Source organism: Pseudomonas sp. HY13-MNA-CIBAN-0226, from assembly GCF_040310305.1.
Taxonomy (GTDB): Bacteria; Pseudomonadota; Gammaproteobacteria; order Pseudomonadales; family Pseudomonadaceae; genus Aquipseudomonas; species Aquipseudomonas gregormendelii.
The window spans coordinates 128243-144647 of record NZ_JBEOPS010000009.1; the positions used below are offsets into that span (position 1 = coordinate 128243).

Here is a 16405-nt window from a genome sequence, read left to right on the forward strand (position 1 = left end):
CGAACATCTGGATGGTATTTTAATTTCCATGCAGCGTTGCGCACCGGCAAACCTGACGAGCATTAGCGTAAACATTCTTTATATCTATAGGATTTTGCTTACTTCTTGAGGTTTGCACGCGGCCGCGTCGCCAAAGGAATACTTTCAGCAACACTGCCGAAATCCCCTCACGGACAACTAAACCTTTTAACCAACGTCAACTTTCCCTCCGCCCGCATCGGCACCACAAACGCGCATTGAGCAATAATGGCCTGAAAGTAAGCATTTTCGCTTTCTTTTGAAGGAAACTTCCGAGAAAGCCCCAACTGCTTGCGCCTGACAATTGGGCTGACTAATCTTCGACCTTCACGACTGACCTCTAAACCGGCATAGCGGCACACGTGGCGAAGGCCGCGCCGAAAAAAATCATCAGGGAAAAACGCATGAGCGACCACCCCGCTAGCCTGAGCACGCCACCCGAAGGCTATGGTGATTGGCTGGCCGACCTCAAAGCCCGAATCCATCACGCCCAACAGCGCGCCACTCTGGCGGTGAACCGCGAACTGGTGCTGCTCTACTGGCAGATCGGTAAGGATATTTTGGCGCGTCAAGCGCAACAGGGCTGGGGTACCAAGGTGGTCGACCGTTTGGCTCAGGATCTGCGCGCTACCTTTCCTGATATGAAGGGGTTTTTCTCCACGCAATCTCAAATACATGCGCGCGTTTGCCAAGGCGTGGCCAGACGCGGAATTTGTGCAACAAGCTGCTGCACAATTGCCTTGGGGTCACAATCTGATGTTGATAGACAAGCTTCACGACCCTGAAACTCGCCGCTGGTATGCCGCACAAGCTATCGAGCACAATTGGTCGCGCAATATTTTGGTGATGCAGATCGAGACTGGTCTACTGGAGCGCAGCGGCAAGGCGGTCAGTAACTTCGATAGCCAGTTGCCCAAACCGCAATCCGACCTTGCCCGCGAATCACTGAAAGATCCTTACCGTTTAGACTTCCTGGGCCTGACGCTTGATGCACAGGAGCGCGAGATCGAAAACGCGCTGGTTAAACACGTCACCGACTTTTTGCTGGAACTGGGGGCGGGTTTTGCCTTCGTCGGCAAGCAAGTGCTACTGGACGTAGGCGGTGACGAGTTCTTTATCGACCTGTTGTTTTATCACCTCAAACTACGTTGCTATGTGGTGATCGAACTCAAGGCTGGCAAGTTCAAACCTGAACATCTGGGTCAGCTTGGTTTTTACCTGGCTGCCGTGGATGCCCAACTCAAGCACCCGCAGGACGGCCCGACCATCGGTCTTCTGCTGTGCAAAAGCAAGAACAAGGTCGTGGCCGAATATGCCCTGCGTGATAACGCCCGCCCCATCGGCGTGGCCGAGTACCAATTAGTGGAATCCCTGCCGGCCGAGTTGCAAACCAGCCTGCCGAGCATCGAACAGATCGAGCGCGAGCTGGCGAGTGATGACTCATCCTCGGAGGACGATGTGCAATGAGGAAACAGACTTATAAATTTGATGGGCGCAACCGCATGCAAGCACTGCGGTTGCACTATCCGAGCCTCACGGATAACTAAACCCCTTAACCAGCGTCAACTCCCCCACCGCCCGCATCGGCACTACAAACGTCTCCATCTTCTCGTTCGGCGTCCCTTCCTCCGTAATCACCGTCACCTGCGCCGTCGTCAGCGGTTGCACGGCATCTTCCTGGCCTTCGTCATCGCTGCGGTATCCGCCGCCGAAGTAATTCACGTACACCAGGTATTGCCCCTTGATCGGTGCCGGCATGGCGAAGATTTCCGGGCCGTAGCCGGTGGTAACGTCGACGTCGAGCGCCGCGCCGTTCGGGACGGCGCGGTCGCCGTACCAGATGTGGGCGCCGTCCGGGGTGATGAGGTGCAGGTCCAGGTCGGTGTTGTCGCTGTCCCATGCCAGCAGCACCCGCAGCTTGGCCGGGGTGGCGCCGCCGCTGGTGTTGAGGAATTGAGTGCGGTGGCGCTGCTGGCCGTCGGGGCTGCGGACTTCGACGCTGTTGCTGCCGTTGGGGAATGAGAACGGGCGATCGAAGCGGCCGGCGTCGTCGATCTTCAGGGGCATGCTGACGCCGTTGACGATCAGGCGGCCTGGCTGGGTGGATTTGGGGGTGGCCTTGATCTGGCCGCTGATGCGGGCGGTGTTGGCCTGGCCGGCTGGCGTGTTGACCGACGAAGCCGGGTAGTTGACGGTCTGGCGGAAACGCTCGCCCTCCCCCTCGGGCGCACCGGTGCGCCAGCCGCCGACGGGGGTGTCGAGTTTCACGGCGCTCTGGGCCGCCACAATTGTCGGCAACAGGCAGAGGAACAGGATGATCGGTGAATAACGGAGTTTCATGGCCTATTCCAGCAGCAGGTGACGGGCAAGCCCTTCGATGTAGGTTTCGTCCTGGCCGTTGGGATGTGCTTCAAAGGCCAGGTGCAGGTATTCATGAGTCAGGTCGAGACGATCCTGCAGCGACAGCACGCCGCGCACATAGAGCCGCTGGCGTTCGCGGTCGACGTAGGGGCGGCCGAACGCCAGGCGGCAGACGGCGAAGGTGCTGACTTCGTTGTAGCCGACCTCGCTGTCCAGCCGCGCACGCCAGCCTCGCCGCTGTTTTTGCAGCCAGTCCTGCGCGGCGGGCAGTGCTTCACAGGACGCGACGGGGTTGTCCCAGCGGCTGAGGCTGGCGCGCGGGTAAGCGTGCAGCAGGATGGCGTCGTAGCGCTGGCCGGCGTTGGCTTGTTCGACGGCTTGTTGCCAGGAGAGCTTGTCCGGGCCGGGCTGGTCGGAGTGATAGGTGACGGTACTGCCGGCCAGCACCAGGTCGCTGGTCCACGCGGCGATGTTGCGCGATTCGGCGGTGGCCGGGCGTGGGGCGACACGTTGACGAGTGCTGCTGTCGTCGATGCTCAGGCAGTCGCCGCTGCGGGTGGCGTTTTGCAGCAGGTAGGTGCGGATCGCGATAGCCAGGGCTTTGGCAGCCTCAACCGGTTCGGATTTGGCTTCTCGTTGCAGGACACGGGCGACGTATTCTTCGCGGTCCAGGCGCGCAACGAGTTTGTCCTTGAGCAGAAACAGCTCACCGTCGCTGTGGATATCCAGCTGATTGCCATTAGCGAACTCAACGCGATAGTCGCCCTGCAATGGCCCATCGGCAACCACCCGATCCGCCGCCAGAACGCGCCCGATCGGATAGCGTGAAAACAGACCAACCTCAACGCAACGTCCCGCATCCAACGGCCAACCCACCGGCAACACTGCGGCCAGGGCCTGGCCATGTTTGCGCAGAACCATCTGACTGGTGCCGCGCCCACCGGCCCAGATCGGCGTGCCATCCACTGTCCATCCGGCAAAACCACCCTGGCGCGACGACGGATCCTGATCGCCCAGCCAGCTCCAGGTTTTCACCCGCAACCGGCCGCCGAGTTCACCGACGACATTGCCGTCCGCCGCGTTCAACACCACATCGAGCAACACCCGCCGCGCCTGATCCTGCGCGGGCATTACGGCCAGCATCCGCAGCAAGTCAACGACCGGAACCCGCGTCGAAGGCTGCAACGACGGCAAGTTCAGCAACCACTGGGGTGCCTGTCGTGCCTGCCAATACGTGCGCCATTCAGCGCCCGCAATGCCCAACCGCGCAGGCTCAAAGTACAGCCCGCAGGACTTCACCAACGCCTGATCACGCCCGATCTTGCCGCCAGCCGTGCAGCAATACACTTCTTCCTTCGACTGCCCGCGACATTCATAAGGTGATTCATGGGCGCCGGTATCCACCAGCCAGGCGTAGACAAACAGCTTCCACACACTGCCTAACGGCGTCTGCAGATCTGAAGGCAACGGCTCGCGGGAGATCAATTGCGTCCGGCTCAACGACAGCAAGTCACCTTTGAAGCCCAGCCGCAGCGGTTCGTCCTGCGCTGTCGCCAGCGCAGGGAGCAAACACAGCAGTAGCCAGACCAGAGGCCGGGTCATGTCAGTGGACCATGACCTGGCCAAGCGCCGGTTTCTGTTCCTGGGCCTGGTGCTGTGGCGCGTAGATCTGGGTGAACCGCACTGGCGGCAGGTTGAACTGGCCTTTCTGCGAGAAGCGCACCAGGTGACGCACGCGCAATTCGCCGCTCAAGGCATCCACCGGAATCGCGTAAGCCATTTGCCCCGGTTCGAAACGCGCCTTCTCCAGCGAAGTCGGTTCGGTGCCGGCCTTGCCCATCAACTTGATGCCCCAGGTGGTGCGCTCGACATCGGCGCCCGGTGGCAGCGGCACTTCGATGATGCCGTAGCGCAGCGGTTTCGACGCTTTGCTGGTGATGATCACTTCGTCCAGGTACAGGCTGTCGCTGGACAACGGCTTGCCGTTCACCGGCTCGAGCTTGAAGGTGAAGGCTTCGTCACCGGGCACCAGTCGTGACAAACGGCGGGTAACGGTCACGGCCAATGGATCGGCTGGCGGCTGCCGCGTCTGGAAACTCAGCGCGGCTTTTAACGGCCGCTCCTGTGTCCCGGACAACGTCAGCACTGTCGGCACCGACGTAGCGCCCTGCCACGTCCAGTACAGCTCACCGGTAGCGCTATGCTGTTTCTTCCAGCCGTCTCCCGGTGCCAGCGCGATGGTGGGCGAGGCCTGTTCAATGCTGCGCGCCAGCCAGGTCAGCGCCAAAGCGCGTTCCAGGGTGGATTGTTGCGGCAGCAGGCGTTGCAGCAAGGCTTGCGCCTGGGCCTGATCGAAGGGTTGCAGCGACAGGTTCAATGCTTCGACAAAGGGTTGTGAACTGACCTCCAGGCGCTGCCGGGAGTCTGCCAGCTGACGATTGAACGCCTCCGGCAGGCTGACCTTCAACGGGTTGGCCAGGGACGCCGCCAGCACTCGAGCCACCGACAGGCCCAACGCCGAATCCGGATCGCCCATGACCAGGCTGTCTTGAGCGTCGTCGAGCATGTTCGCTGCCGGCCCCTCGCCTGCTTGTGTCAGGTCTTCCAGCAACCCGTTGAGCAAGGTGTTCACCGGCAATTGCATCTGCTTGGCGAAAGCCAGAATCAGCGCCCGCTGCAGCAGTGGCGTGTTCTTCGCTTGCTTGGCGTAAACCTCGAGCACCCGCTGCCAATGCTCCGGCGGCAGGGTCAGTTCCAGCGCTTTGCTGGCGTACCAGTCGGCGTAATAGGCATAAGCGGTAAGAAAGGCGTCCGGCTCCCCGTCCTGGCCCCACCAGGTGAAACTCGCCGAAGGACCGGCCATTTGCACCAGGCGCAGACGGCTGTTTTGCATGATCAGGCGCAAGCGATCGCGGACCTGAGGGTTCGACGACAGCGATGGATAGGCGATGCTCAATGGCAACAACTGGCTGGCGGTTTGCTCGACGCCGCCGTACGGATAACTCAACAAATCATCGAGCGCCGAGCGGAACAACGCCTGCGGACTGTCATCCAGGCGCAGGCGAATATCCGTCGCGTCCGCCGGCAAGGTCAGCGCTGTATCACCGCTGAGCGCATCCACGACCTGGCTCTGGGTGACCTGCCAACCTTCACCGGTCGCGGTCAGGCGCACCGCCAGGGCGTCGGCGGTTTTACCGTCCTGCACCAGTTCGGCGGTCCAGTCGCCACTCACAAGCGCAAACGCCGGCAACGCGATGTAGTTGATGCCGTTGTTCAGGGTCACCGGCACGCGCTGGTCGGCGCCGCCGTAATGAATCACCAGCTCAGCCTTGACCGGTTTTTCGGCCTGGCTGAAGGCGAACACACCGAGATCCGGTTTGTCGCCGGTACGGAATCGGGTCGGGCCGCTCCACTTCAGGTACAGCGGTTTTTCCGAGCGCACGAATTGTTTCTTTTGCCCGACCTGCCCGTCATCAGCGATGGCCCGGGCGGTGATACGCCAGCGAGTCAGCGAGTCCGGCATCTTGAAGGTGAAACGGGTTTTGCCGCTGGCATCGGTCACCAATTCCGGCTGCCATGCGGCCGTGTCGACGTCTTCACGACGCGGGCGCTCCAGCACCTTCACCCCGCGTTCGCTGCGGTTGGCTTTGCCCGGCGCGCCTGGGCTGCCGGGCAATGCCACGTCGTAGCTGATGAACGACAGGCTGGCGCTGGTACGCACGTTGTTGCGGCGCGGGTGGTAGAAGAACTGGTCGATGGTGGGCGCGACTTCCGGTTGCAGCGCGTAGATCATTTCATCGACGACGCTGACCGTCAGGTGCGCCGCAATTGGCTTGCCGGCGAACTGGGTGGTCAGGTCAACCGACACGGTATCGCCCGGCTGGTACGTCTCTTTATCGGTGGCAATCGCCACGTCGATTTGCGGCGTCACCACTTTGATGCCGGCGTTCTGGAAACTGTACTGACCGCCCTTGGTGTAGAGCACGGAGAATGTCAGGTTCGGTGCAAAGTTATCCTTCACCGGGATGCGCGCGCGGTACTGGGTCTCGCTGAGTTTTTCCATTTTCAGCCATTCACCGCCCCTGGACAGCAACGCGGTGGCCTCGACCTTGTCACGCTCCAGGGACAGCAGTGCATCGCTGACCGGTTCCGGGAAGGTGATCAAGGCGAGGGCTTCATCGCCGGTTTTGTACTCGGGTTTATCGAGGACAATTTCCACAGTGCCCGGCACGGCTTTGACGCCCTCGCCGGTGACCGAATGACCGGTGGCGCCAACGACGCGGCCATGCGCATCCTTCAGCGTCAGGTTGTAGGTGCCCGGACGGTCGAATGCGATAGTGAAGCCTTGGTCTTTGGCGCCGAGTTTGCCGTCGCCGGTGGTCTGGTCTTCCAGTCGCACCCAGCTGTAGCTGCTCGGGGTCACGGCTTTGCTTTGCTCGCCAGCACTTTCGTTGGCGTAGCCGAAGGCAACCTTGTCGCCGACTGCGCTGAAGCGCTGCGGTGCACGCAAGCTGAAACTTGCAGCACCACGGTCGATGAGGATTTCCTTGGTGGTCTTGACCCGATACGCCGCGCCATCGCTGGCGAACACCGTGAGCATGTAGCGGCTCGGTTTGTCGGCGGCCGGCAGGTCGAGGGTCGCGTTGCCCTTGGCATCGGTGGTCAGTTCGGTGCTGGTCAGCTCAATCGGGAACTGCCCTAGGTATTGCAGCTCGTTGTCGACCATCGACAACTGCTGGGCGCGCAGGCTCAGGGTCAACTTGGCGTTGGCCACCGGTTTGCCGTCCGGGTACAACAGCACGAGACTGCCCTTCACCGGCTCGCCCGTGCGGTAATCCTGCTTGGCCAGGTTCAGCGAGATTTCGAAGTGCGGCTTGATGTATTCGGCGACGCGAAAGGCACTGCTGTAGGCCTGATCCTTGTAGCTGAAACGCAATTCATAACCGCCCGCCACTGCGTTTTCCGGCAGCTGGAAACGACCCTGGGTACCGGATTTGGAGTCGAGCTTCAGAGCCAGCGATTGCAGCGCCGTGCCGGTGGCGTCAAGCACGGTCAAGTTGACGTCGGCAGCAGTCGGCGCCAGAGAATCCCGGGCGTTCTTGAACTCGCGGCCGACGATTTTCAGCGACACCCAATCCCCTGGCCGGTAAAGCGGCCGGTCGGTAAACGCATAGAGTTTGGTGTCGTAGATTTCGCTGTCGTAATAGAAGTTCTCGGAGACGAAAACACCGCCCTCCTCGTCCTCGCCGATCACGAACGAACGCTCAGGGCTGACGTGTTGCAGGCGCAGCAAACCGTCGGCGTCGGTAGCGCCGCTGCTCATCACGCCGAGACCATCGGTCCACAGCACGTTAACCTTCGGCACCGAGCTGCCTTCGTGTTTGCGCGCCGCCCAGACCACCAATTCATCACCGGCAATTTTGCTCACGGCCACGGTGTTGGAGACGAACACCATGGTGGTTGCGCGGTACTTGCCGATCAGCGCCTCCACCAGGTAAAGACCCGGCTTCAAATGACCCAGCGGGATGTAGACGTTGCCCGTAGCGACGCTGACAAAATCGCTGGAGGAACCGGCCAGGTTGACGCCTGGCGGCGGCTGGATCGGCTTGGCTTCCCACAGCGGATAGCGGAACTGGCTGACCACCGGCAAGCCCGGAATCAGGGCGAACTGCGGCTGGGCATCGTAGGGCGTGGGCGCAGCCATGGCGGCGCCCATCTTCAGCTCCGGTACTTGCTCGGTGACCTGTTTACGCGACTCGTAGGAAAACGCTCGCTGCATCACCCGACGGGACTTGCGATACCAGTTATCCCACAGGTACGCGAGGGTGTTCGACAGGCCTTCGCCCTTGAACTGGCCATCACTGACCACTCGGTGCAGGTTCTTCTGGCGCTTGAGAAAGTCCAGCGGCTTGTCGATGCGATACACCCGGATATCCGCGCCGCCATAGGGCTCCATGCGAAACCGGCGGTAATCGCGCCCGGGGGCTTCGAGCCGAACCACTGCGGGTTCGTCGCTGGCAAAACTGCTGTCGGCCAGCAGGAAAAAACTTTCGCCGGCCACCGGCGTGTAGCTACTTGGCTCGACGCTGTCTTCAGCATGAGCCGCCGGGAAAGGCAGCATCACAACCAACAGCAAAGGCAGAAAGCGCAGCATGCGGGCACCGATCATTGGGAGAGAAAATTCAGTCGATAGACGCCGATGAAGTTGGGATTGGCTGCGTCGGGTATCCATCGGGTGTCCTTCCATGTCATGAGTTGCTGCAGGCTCGCGGAGCGCATGCCGTTGTCAGTCGGGGTGGTGGTGCCAGTGTGATAGGCAATGTGGCGGCCCATCCAGATCATCAGGTGCTGGTCGTCACCCTGATCAAAAAACATCAGGTCGCCGGGCCGGGCCTGAGCCACGTCACGGCCAACCAGATGACTGTTGAACTGGATCAGCTTGATCGCGTTGACGTAGGGCCCGACCTTGCCGCCACCTTGCTGCCACTGTCGGGCCAGGCCACGTTGCGCCTCACTCAGTTGCAATTCCGGCGGCAGGTAGCGATTGGACAGGCCATTGCTGCGCAGCCATTTGTCGTCATGCACCTTCAGGGCTTCGTTGGCGGCAAATCGAACCAGCCCGGCGCAGTCCTGCTGATACCAGCGGGGGCTTGGGCCCTGCACCAACTGTTCCTGGGCGATGCGTACGAACCAGGCGCGAAACACCTGGGACTGCTGTGGATCGAGCGAGGCCGCGTCGCTGGCGAACACGCGAGTGCCCAAGAGCATCGCCACCAGGCCAAGGCTGCGGACAAGCAAGGTCACAGGGCTTTCCACTGCAACGGCAGCCACTGCCAATGGCCGCTGGGCTCGCTGCCTTCGGGCAAGGTCAGGGCGTATTTGCCATAGCCGCCCAGCGTGCGCAGTTTGGGCATCAGGTAAGTTTGGGCAGCGTTGTAAAACACCGGTTCCATGTCTTGTGGCAGGCTGTCGAGGGTTTCCTGCTGCATCAGTTGCGCCATGGCATCGGGGCCGAAATACACCGGCATCAACAGGTCTTTGGGCATCAGGTCGGCCATCGGCGGAAAACGCTTGTCGAGGGTGTCGAGGGCTTTGTCGACGAGTTTGTCGTCGAGGGAGAACAGCAGCGTCGAGCCATGGCGCGCCAGACTCACGCGCATGAACGCCTTGCCGGTGATCGCCGCCGGTTGCTCGGCCTCGCTGGCTGCATAGGGGCCGAAGTTGGAGCTGACCTGACGCTGCCACTGGCGGGTTTCACCCTGCTGTTTCTCCACCACAGGGAAAGCATGCCCATCGACCTTGCCTTCATAGGCACCGACCATCGAGCCGAACAAAGTGCCCAGGTCGCCGTCGAGTCTGGCGCTGTCATCATCGTCCAGGCTCGCCACCATCAACGGTGTGTACAGCCGCGAATCGGCGTACCAGCACAGGCCGGCAGCACCTGCCATGTGTCCGGTCAACGCCTCGGCCACCTTGTCGTCGGCGCCGAGCTTCACCAGTAAGGGTTGCTGTTGCTCGGCGGCCAGCGGCAAGGCCACACAGGCGCTGGCGCCCATGGGCATGGCCTGCCAGATCGGCTTGAAATCGAAGTCCGGCTGGTTGTCCAGTTCGTCCATGGCGAGGAAGCTGTGCCAGCCCTGGTCGTCCATGTCGAACCGCAGCCCGGCAAAGTTGGGGATGAATCGCTGGTAGCCCATGGCCAAAACACTGGAATTCACCGACAGCCGCTGTTTCACCTCCGGGGCTCGGGGTTGCAGGCCAAATGCTTCGGGGAACAGTTTTTCGCCATTGAGCAAGGCCGCGATGGCCTGGCTGGAAACGCCGCCCGGCTCTGGCGCTGCACCATCTTCGGGGTCTTGCAGGCGGACCGGATTGGACAGCACCACCAATTTGTCGCCATGAGAAGCGAACAGCAACGCCTTGGTAGCGTTATAGGTCAGCTGGTACAGCGCGACATCGTCGGCTCCGACTTTCACCTCAGCGACCTTGCTCAACTGCGTATCATCCAGCGCCACCTTGGCCAGCGGCTCCAGCACTTTGGCCAGGCCTCCACGATCCATCACCAGCAGAAAATCCTTCAGGCGACCATCTGCCCCGCGCCACAGTGCAATGTCTGCCGGCTGATCGAACAGCTGCTCGATGAGGCTGTCCTGTAATTTCAGGTCATGCTCGTAGATGATCCGCCGCAGGCTGCCGATCAAGCCCAGGCGATCGGCATGGGTCTCGTAATAGAAGACGAAATCCTCAGTCAGGGTTTCCTTGAGGAACGGCACGGCCAGCAGGTCTTTGGGCAACTGACTCAGGGAATGGGTTTCGAGCAGGCCGTCCGGCCGGCTCATCCCCAGCTTGTCGCTGGCCAGCAGCGCCATCGGCGCCTTGGGTTTGTACATGAACCAACCCATGGCGCCGGCCACGCCAGCCACTACGCACAGCCCGATCAACAGTGCCGGCCAGCGACGCGGGGGATTGGCTGACGCAGGTACAGTGTTATCGCTCATATTCACGCTCATGTTCCCGAGGCTCAGCTGTTCATCCGTGGAGCGGGATGCTTAATAGTTGAAAGTCTTGACCAGCAGCAGGTCACCAATCGCGCGCAGGGGCACGATGAAGGTTTCGCGTTTTTCGTTGACGGTGTTCTCGTTCAGCACCAGGTTGATTTGCGAGGTGATGACCTCGTTCTGGTTACTGGTCTCATCGAAGTTATAGCCGCCGCTACCGAAGTTGCCCCAATAGTTGACGTAAACCAGATAGGTGCCATGCATCGGCGCGGTCATGGTGAACATTTCCGGGCCGGGACCGTCCACCCCGTCCGGGTCCAGGCCGCCCCCGTTGGATAACGCCGGATGCGACCAGAACGCATGCTGGCCATCGGGTGTGACGATGTGCAGGTCGAGCTCGGCTTTCGGATCGTCCCAGCCCAGCACCACGCGAATCTGCGCCGGGGTGCGCAGGCTGTTGGCTTCATAGAATTGAACGCGCTTGAGGGATTTGCCTTCGGCACTGCGCACTTCGACACTATTGGAGCCGGCACCGAACGCATAGGGCCGGGCGAAGCGGCCCTGGTCGTCGGTGTACAGATTCAGGGGATTGCCGTTGACGGCCAGGGTATGCGGCCCGCGCTGGGTGCCGATGGCCTTGAGCTGGCCCTGGATCATGGTGCGATTGCGCTGCACGCCCCGGTCGATGGGTGGCGTCGGATAGGCAACCTGAGGATATTCACTGCGATCGAGCAAGCCGTTGTAGCGCCAGCCACCGACCGGTTCTGACAATTGCGCCGTCGGCTCGGCCAAGGCAGCGCAGGCCCAGCCCAGCAGCATCAGCAGTGAAAGAAAACAACGCATGTGACGCCTCCTGCCATGCATAACGAAACCTGGCACCCGATCCTCGGTGCGTTAAAGATCCAAAAATTGCGTTTCGTCAGAATGACCCGCGAATATCGGGTCAAGGATGGCGCGAGGTTAGACAGTCGGGCTGTTTTTAACAATCAGGTCCGGCTGATTTGCAGTAGGAATCGCGACCAAGGGGTGGACGGTGAGCCGAATAAACGCCATATTCGGCTCATCAGATGAGCCGAATAGACTCTCTAATCGGCTCACACATCTCAAAAGGACCGGATTATGGCCCTGAACTGGATCTGGCAGCAGCCGGATTGGCCTGACTTCAACTGGCAAACCGAACGCCTCGCACCTTTGCTGCGCGACTGCGTCCAGGTGCAAGGACAGTTGATGGGCATGTCGAGCTCAGTGAGTCATTCGCTGAGCGCGCAGAGCGAACTGGATGCTTTGCTGCAAAACATCGTCACCTCTTCCGCCATTGAGGGTGAGCAACTGAATGTCGGGTCGGTACGGTCGTCGCTGGCGCGACGCTTGGGGCTGGAGTTGATCCACGGCAATAACGTGAGCCAGCGCAGTGAAGGCTTGGCGCAACTGATGCTTGATGCCACCCGGCATTTTGACCAGCCGCTGACATTGGCACGCCTTTTTGATTGGCACCAGTGGCTATTTCCCGAGCAGGACTCCAACCTGTCCGCCCGACCGATCCGTGTCGGCGCGTTACGCGGCGATGACCCGATGCAAGTGGTGTCAGGACGAATCGACAGGCCCACCGTGCACTTTGAAGCTCCGCCCAGGCTCGGTCTTGAACAGCATCTGCAGACTTTCCTGGCGTGGTTTGAAGCCAGCCGTAGCCAAGCGAATCTCGATCCACTACTGCGGGCGGGCATTGCGCACTTCTGGTTTGTCACTCTGCATCCCTTCGACGACGGTAACGGTCGGCTGACGCGAACGATCACCGATCTTGCGCTGGCCCAGGGTGAGGCGCAGGCCATTCGGTTTTATGCGATGTCAGCGAGCATTCTTGAAGACCGTTCGGGGTACTACCGGGTACTGGAAAACAGCCAGAAGGCGACGGTTGATATCACAGAGTGGCTGGAGTGGTTTCTGAAAACCCTGTTGCGCAGCTTGCGGCAGGCCATGGTGAGGATCGAATCGGTGCTGGGCAAGGCGCGGTTCTGGCAGGCGCACCGGGAGTCTGCACTGACGGTAGAACAAACCAAGGTATTGAACCGTTTGCTCGATGGTGGGGAGCACGGTTTCGAAGGCGGGATTAGCGCGGCGCAGTATCAGGCTGTGGCGAAGGTGTCCAAGGCGACTGCCACTCGTCACCTATCCGAACTGCTGGAGAGGGGTTATCTGAGGCGACTGCCCGGCGGCGGGCGTAACACTCGATATCAAATCAATTTTCCAGACCCTTCAACACAATGACCTGTTGAAACACACTCCTGTGGGAGTGTGTCAATGCCCCTGAAACAGGGCATAAAACCCCCGTTCATTTGCCCATAACCCCCATGTCTGCTAGTGTCGCGCCGGTTTAACGTCAACCGGAAATAGCCGCCATGGCCCGCAAAAAAGCTGCACTGGATTTCGAACAATCCCTCGCTGACCTGCAAACACTGGTCGAGCGACTGGAGAACGGCGAGTTGTCGCTGGAAGATTCGCTGACGGCTTTCGAGCAGGGCATCGGGCTGACTCGCGATTGCCAGGCGGCGCTGGCTCAGGCCGAGCAAAAGGTTCAGGTGCTGCTTGAGCGCGATGGCGAACTCGCCGAGGAACCCTTCGACGCGGAACAGCCGGAATGATTGGCGCGTATTCGGCCAACAGCCAGGCGCGTGTCAATGCGGCACTGGAGACCTTGTTCATCGCCCCAAGCCCCGAACTCGGGCGTTTGTACGAAGCCATGCGTTACAGCGTGATGAACGGCGGCAAACGCGTTCGCCCATTGCTGGCCTATGCCGCCTGCGAAGCACTGGGTGGCAAGGTCGAGCAGGCCAATGGTGCGGCCTGTGCGGTTGAGCTGATCCACGCCTACTCCCTGGTGCACGACGATTTGCCGGCCATGGACGACGACGATCTGCGTCGCGGCCAGCCGACTACGCACAAGAAGTTCGATGAAGCGTGCGCCATTCTGGCCGGTGACGGCTTGCAGAGCCTGGCGTTCAGCGCCCTGCTCGATCCGCAGCTGAGCAGCGCCGATGCTGACATCCGCCTGCAGATGGTCAGCGCCCTGGCGTTGGCCGCAGGCCCGGCCGGCATGGTGGGCGGCCAGGCTATCGACCTCGGCTCGGTCGGCCTGAAGCTCGATCAGAAGGCGCTCGAATACATGCACCGGCACAAGACCGGCGCGTTGATCGAAGCCAGCGTCAAGCTTGGCGCCCTGGCCAGCGGTCGTGCCGAAAAGGACAAACTGAATTTCCTGCAGACTTATGCACAGGCCATCGGCCTGGCGTTTCAGGTGCAGGACGACATTCTTGACGTCGAAAGTGATACCGCTACCCTGGGCAAACGCCAGGGCGCCGATATTGCGCGCGACAAACCGACCTATCCCGCCCTGCTCGGCCTCGACGCGGCCAAGGCTTACGCCCTGGAACTGCGCGATCAGGCCCTGCACGCCCTGCGACCGTTTGACGCGGCAGCGGAGCCGTTGCGCGACCTGGCCCGCTATATTGTCGAGCGCCGCAGCTGAAGGCGTATCCGCCAAGTTAAAACCAACGCGTGGGCAGGGGGCGATGCATCAGGTAAACTGCCGCATCTTCTATACCTATAACGATTCGCCTGATGCCCACGACGTTTCATGAGATTCCCCGCAAGCGCCCGACCACGCCCCTGCTCGACCGTGCCAACACGCCGGACGGCCTGCGCCGGTTAGGCGAAGCCGAGCTGGAAACCCTGGCCGATGAGTTGCGCCTGGAATTGCTCTATACGGTCGGACAGACCGGTGGGCATTTCGGTGCCGGCCTGGGCGTCATCGAGCTGACCATCGCGTTGCATTACGTATTCGACACCCCGGATGACCGGCTGGTGTGGGACGTGGGTCATCAGGCTTATCCGCACAAGATCCTCACCGGCCGCCGCGAGCGCATGGCCACCTTGCGCCAGAAGGACGGCGTTGCTGCGTTCCCGCGTCGCTCCGAAAGCGAGTACGACACCTTTGGTGTCGGCCACTCCAGCACCTCGATCAGTGCTGCGCTGGGCATGGCCATCGCCGCCCGCCTGCAGAACAGTGATCGCAAGGCGATCGCGGTGATCGGCGACGGCGCACTGACCGCCGGCATGGCCTTCGAAGCGCTGAACCACGCGCCGGAAGTGAACGCCGACATGCTGGTGATTCTTAACGACAACGACATGTCGATTTCGCGCAACGTCGGCGGCCTGTCGAATTACCTGGCGAAGATCCTGTCGAGCCGCACTTACGCGAGCATGCGTGAAGGCAGCAAGAAGGTCCTGTCGCGCCTGCCCGGTGCCTGGGAAATCGCTCGTCGTACTGAGGAATATGCCAAGGGCATGCTGGTCCCCGGTACGTTGTTCGAGGAATTGGGCTGGAACTACATCGGACCGATCGACGGCCACGACCTGCCGACCCTGATCGCGACCCTGCGCAACATGCGCGACCTCAAGGGCCCGCAGTTCCTGCACGTGGTCACCAAGAAAGGCAAAGGCTTCGCTCCGGCAGAAGTCGACCCGATCGGCTATCACGCAATCACCAAGCTGGAGCCGGTCGACGCACCGGCGGCGGCACCGAAGAAAGCCGGCGGCCCCAAGTATTCGGGCGTATTCGGCGAGTGGCTGTGCGACATGGCCGCCGAAGACCCGCGACTGGTCGGCATCACTCCGGCCATGAAGGAAGGCTCGGACCTGGTGGCGTTCAGCGAACGGTTCCCGGAGCGCTATTTCGACGTGGCGATTGCCGAACAGCACGCCGTGACCTTGGCGGCAGGCATGGCTTGCGAAGGTTCAAAACCAGTGGTGGCGATCTACTCGACCTTCCTGCAACGTGGCTACGACCAGCTCGTGCATGATGTGGCGGTGCAGAACCTCGACGTACTGTTTGCTATCGACCGTGCCGGCCTGGTGGGCGAAGACGGTCCGACCCACGCGGGCAGCTTCGACCTGTCGTTTCTGCGCTGCATCCCCGGCATGCTGGTGATGACACCGAGCGACGAAAACGAACTGCGCAAGATGCTCACCACCGGCCACCTGTACAACGGTCCGGCTGCAGTGCGCTACCCACGCGGCACTGGCCCGAATGCTGCGATAGAAAAAACCCTGGAGCCGATCGACATCGGCAAGGGCATCGTTCGCCGCCAGGGCAGCAAGGTCGCCCTGCTGGTGTTTGGCGTGCAACTGGCCGAAGCGTTAAAGGTCGCCGAGACGCTGGATGCAACCGTGGTCGACATGCGTTTCGTCAAGCCACTGGATGAAGCCCTGGTCCGTGAAATTGCCGGCCGTCACGACTTGCTGGTGACCGTCGAGGAAAACGCGATCATGGGCGGCGCTGGCGGCGCGGTCAGCGAATTTCTGGCTCGGGAGAACATCCTTAAGTCGATGTTGCACCTTGGCTTGCCGGATACCTACGTCGAGCACGCCAAACCGGCGCAGATGCTGGCTGAGTGTGGACTGGATGAGGCCGGGATCGAGGCGTCGATTCGCCAGCGCCTGGCGCTGCTCAACCTGTAAACCCGCTCCCCCGT

10 protein-coding genes and 1 pseudogene are annotated in these 16405 nt (G+C 61.2%); 5 read left to right on the forward strand and 6 right to left on the reverse strand.

What is annotated here, in order from left to right:
* Positions 1-422 precede the first annotated feature (422 nt).
* A pseudogene (locus AAEZ05_RS12035) lies at positions 423-1485 on the forward strand (PDDEXK nuclease domain-containing protein).
* A 66-nt stretch (positions 1486-1551) separates the two neighbouring features.
* Here AAEZ05_RS12035 and AAEZ05_RS12040 read toward each other — a convergent pair.
* The 6 genes from AAEZ05_RS12040 to AAEZ05_RS12065 are packed head-to-tail and all read right to left on the reverse strand — an operon-like array spanning position 1552 to position 11720.
* Positions 1552-2358, reverse strand: a complete 807-nt coding sequence (locus AAEZ05_RS12040) for a YfaP family protein (protein WP_350647568.1) — start codon at positions 2356-2358, stop codon at positions 1552-1554.
* Between the two features lie 3 nt (positions 2359-2361).
* Positions 2362-3981, reverse strand: a complete 1620-nt coding sequence (locus tag AAEZ05_RS12045; protein ID WP_350647570.1) for a DUF2300 domain-containing protein — start codon at positions 3979-3981, stop codon at positions 2362-2364.
* A 1-nt stretch (position 3982) separates the two neighbouring features.
* Positions 3983-8548 carry an alpha-2-macroglobulin family protein gene (locus AAEZ05_RS12050; RefSeq protein ID WP_350647572.1) on the reverse strand — a complete coding sequence of 1522 codons (4566 nt, stop codon included), beginning with the start codon at positions 8546-8548 and terminating at the stop codon, positions 3983-3985.
* A complete protein-coding gene (locus tag AAEZ05_RS12055; RefSeq protein WP_350647620.1) occupies positions 8545-9147 on the reverse strand; it encodes a DUF1175 domain-containing protein in 603 nt (200 codons plus the stop codon). The genes AAEZ05_RS12050 and AAEZ05_RS12055 overlap by 4 nt, the downstream gene beginning before the upstream one ends.
* 32 nt (positions 9148-9179) lie before the next feature.
* On the reverse strand, positions 9180-10877 hold the full coding sequence (locus AAEZ05_RS12060; protein WP_350647574.1) for a DUF2138 domain-containing protein: 1698 nt from the start codon (positions 10875-10877) through the stop codon (positions 9180-9182).
* Between the two features lie 51 nt (positions 10878-10928).
* Entirely contained in the window at positions 10929-11720 is a 792-nt protein-coding gene (locus AAEZ05_RS12065; RefSeq protein ID WP_045057509.1) for a YfaP family protein, read from the reverse strand.
* Positions 11721-11996: 276 nt separating this feature from the next.
* Here AAEZ05_RS12065 and AAEZ05_RS12070 point away from each other — a divergent pair, with 276 nt between their 5' ends.
* The 4 genes from AAEZ05_RS12070 (at position 11997) to dxs (ending at position 16391) form a co-directional block, all read left to right on the forward strand.
* Positions 11997-13142, forward strand: a complete 1146-nt coding sequence (locus tag AAEZ05_RS12070; RefSeq protein WP_350647577.1) for a Fic family protein — start codon at positions 11997-11999, stop codon at positions 13140-13142.
* 131 nt (positions 13143-13273) lie between these two features.
* Positions 13274-13516: an exodeoxyribonuclease VII small subunit gene (locus AAEZ05_RS12075; RefSeq protein WP_003228627.1), complete on the forward strand. Its 243-nt coding sequence runs from the start codon at positions 13274-13276 to the stop codon at positions 13514-13516.
* Positions 13513-14400 carry a (2E,6E)-farnesyl diphosphate synthase gene (gene ispA / locus AAEZ05_RS12080; RefSeq protein WP_205892783.1) on the forward strand — a complete coding sequence of 296 codons (888 nt, stop codon included), beginning with the start codon at positions 13513-13515 and terminating at the stop codon, positions 14398-14400. Before AAEZ05_RS12075 ends, ispA begins: the two co-directional genes overlap by 4 nt.
* A 92-nt stretch (positions 14401-14492) precedes the next feature.
* Positions 14493-16391 (forward strand): 1-deoxy-D-xylulose-5-phosphate synthase, encoded by a 1899-nt coding sequence (dxs, locus tag AAEZ05_RS12085; RefSeq protein ID WP_350647579.1) that lies wholly within the window; start codon positions 14493-14495, stop codon positions 16389-16391.
* Positions 16392-16405 lie beyond the last annotated feature (14 nt).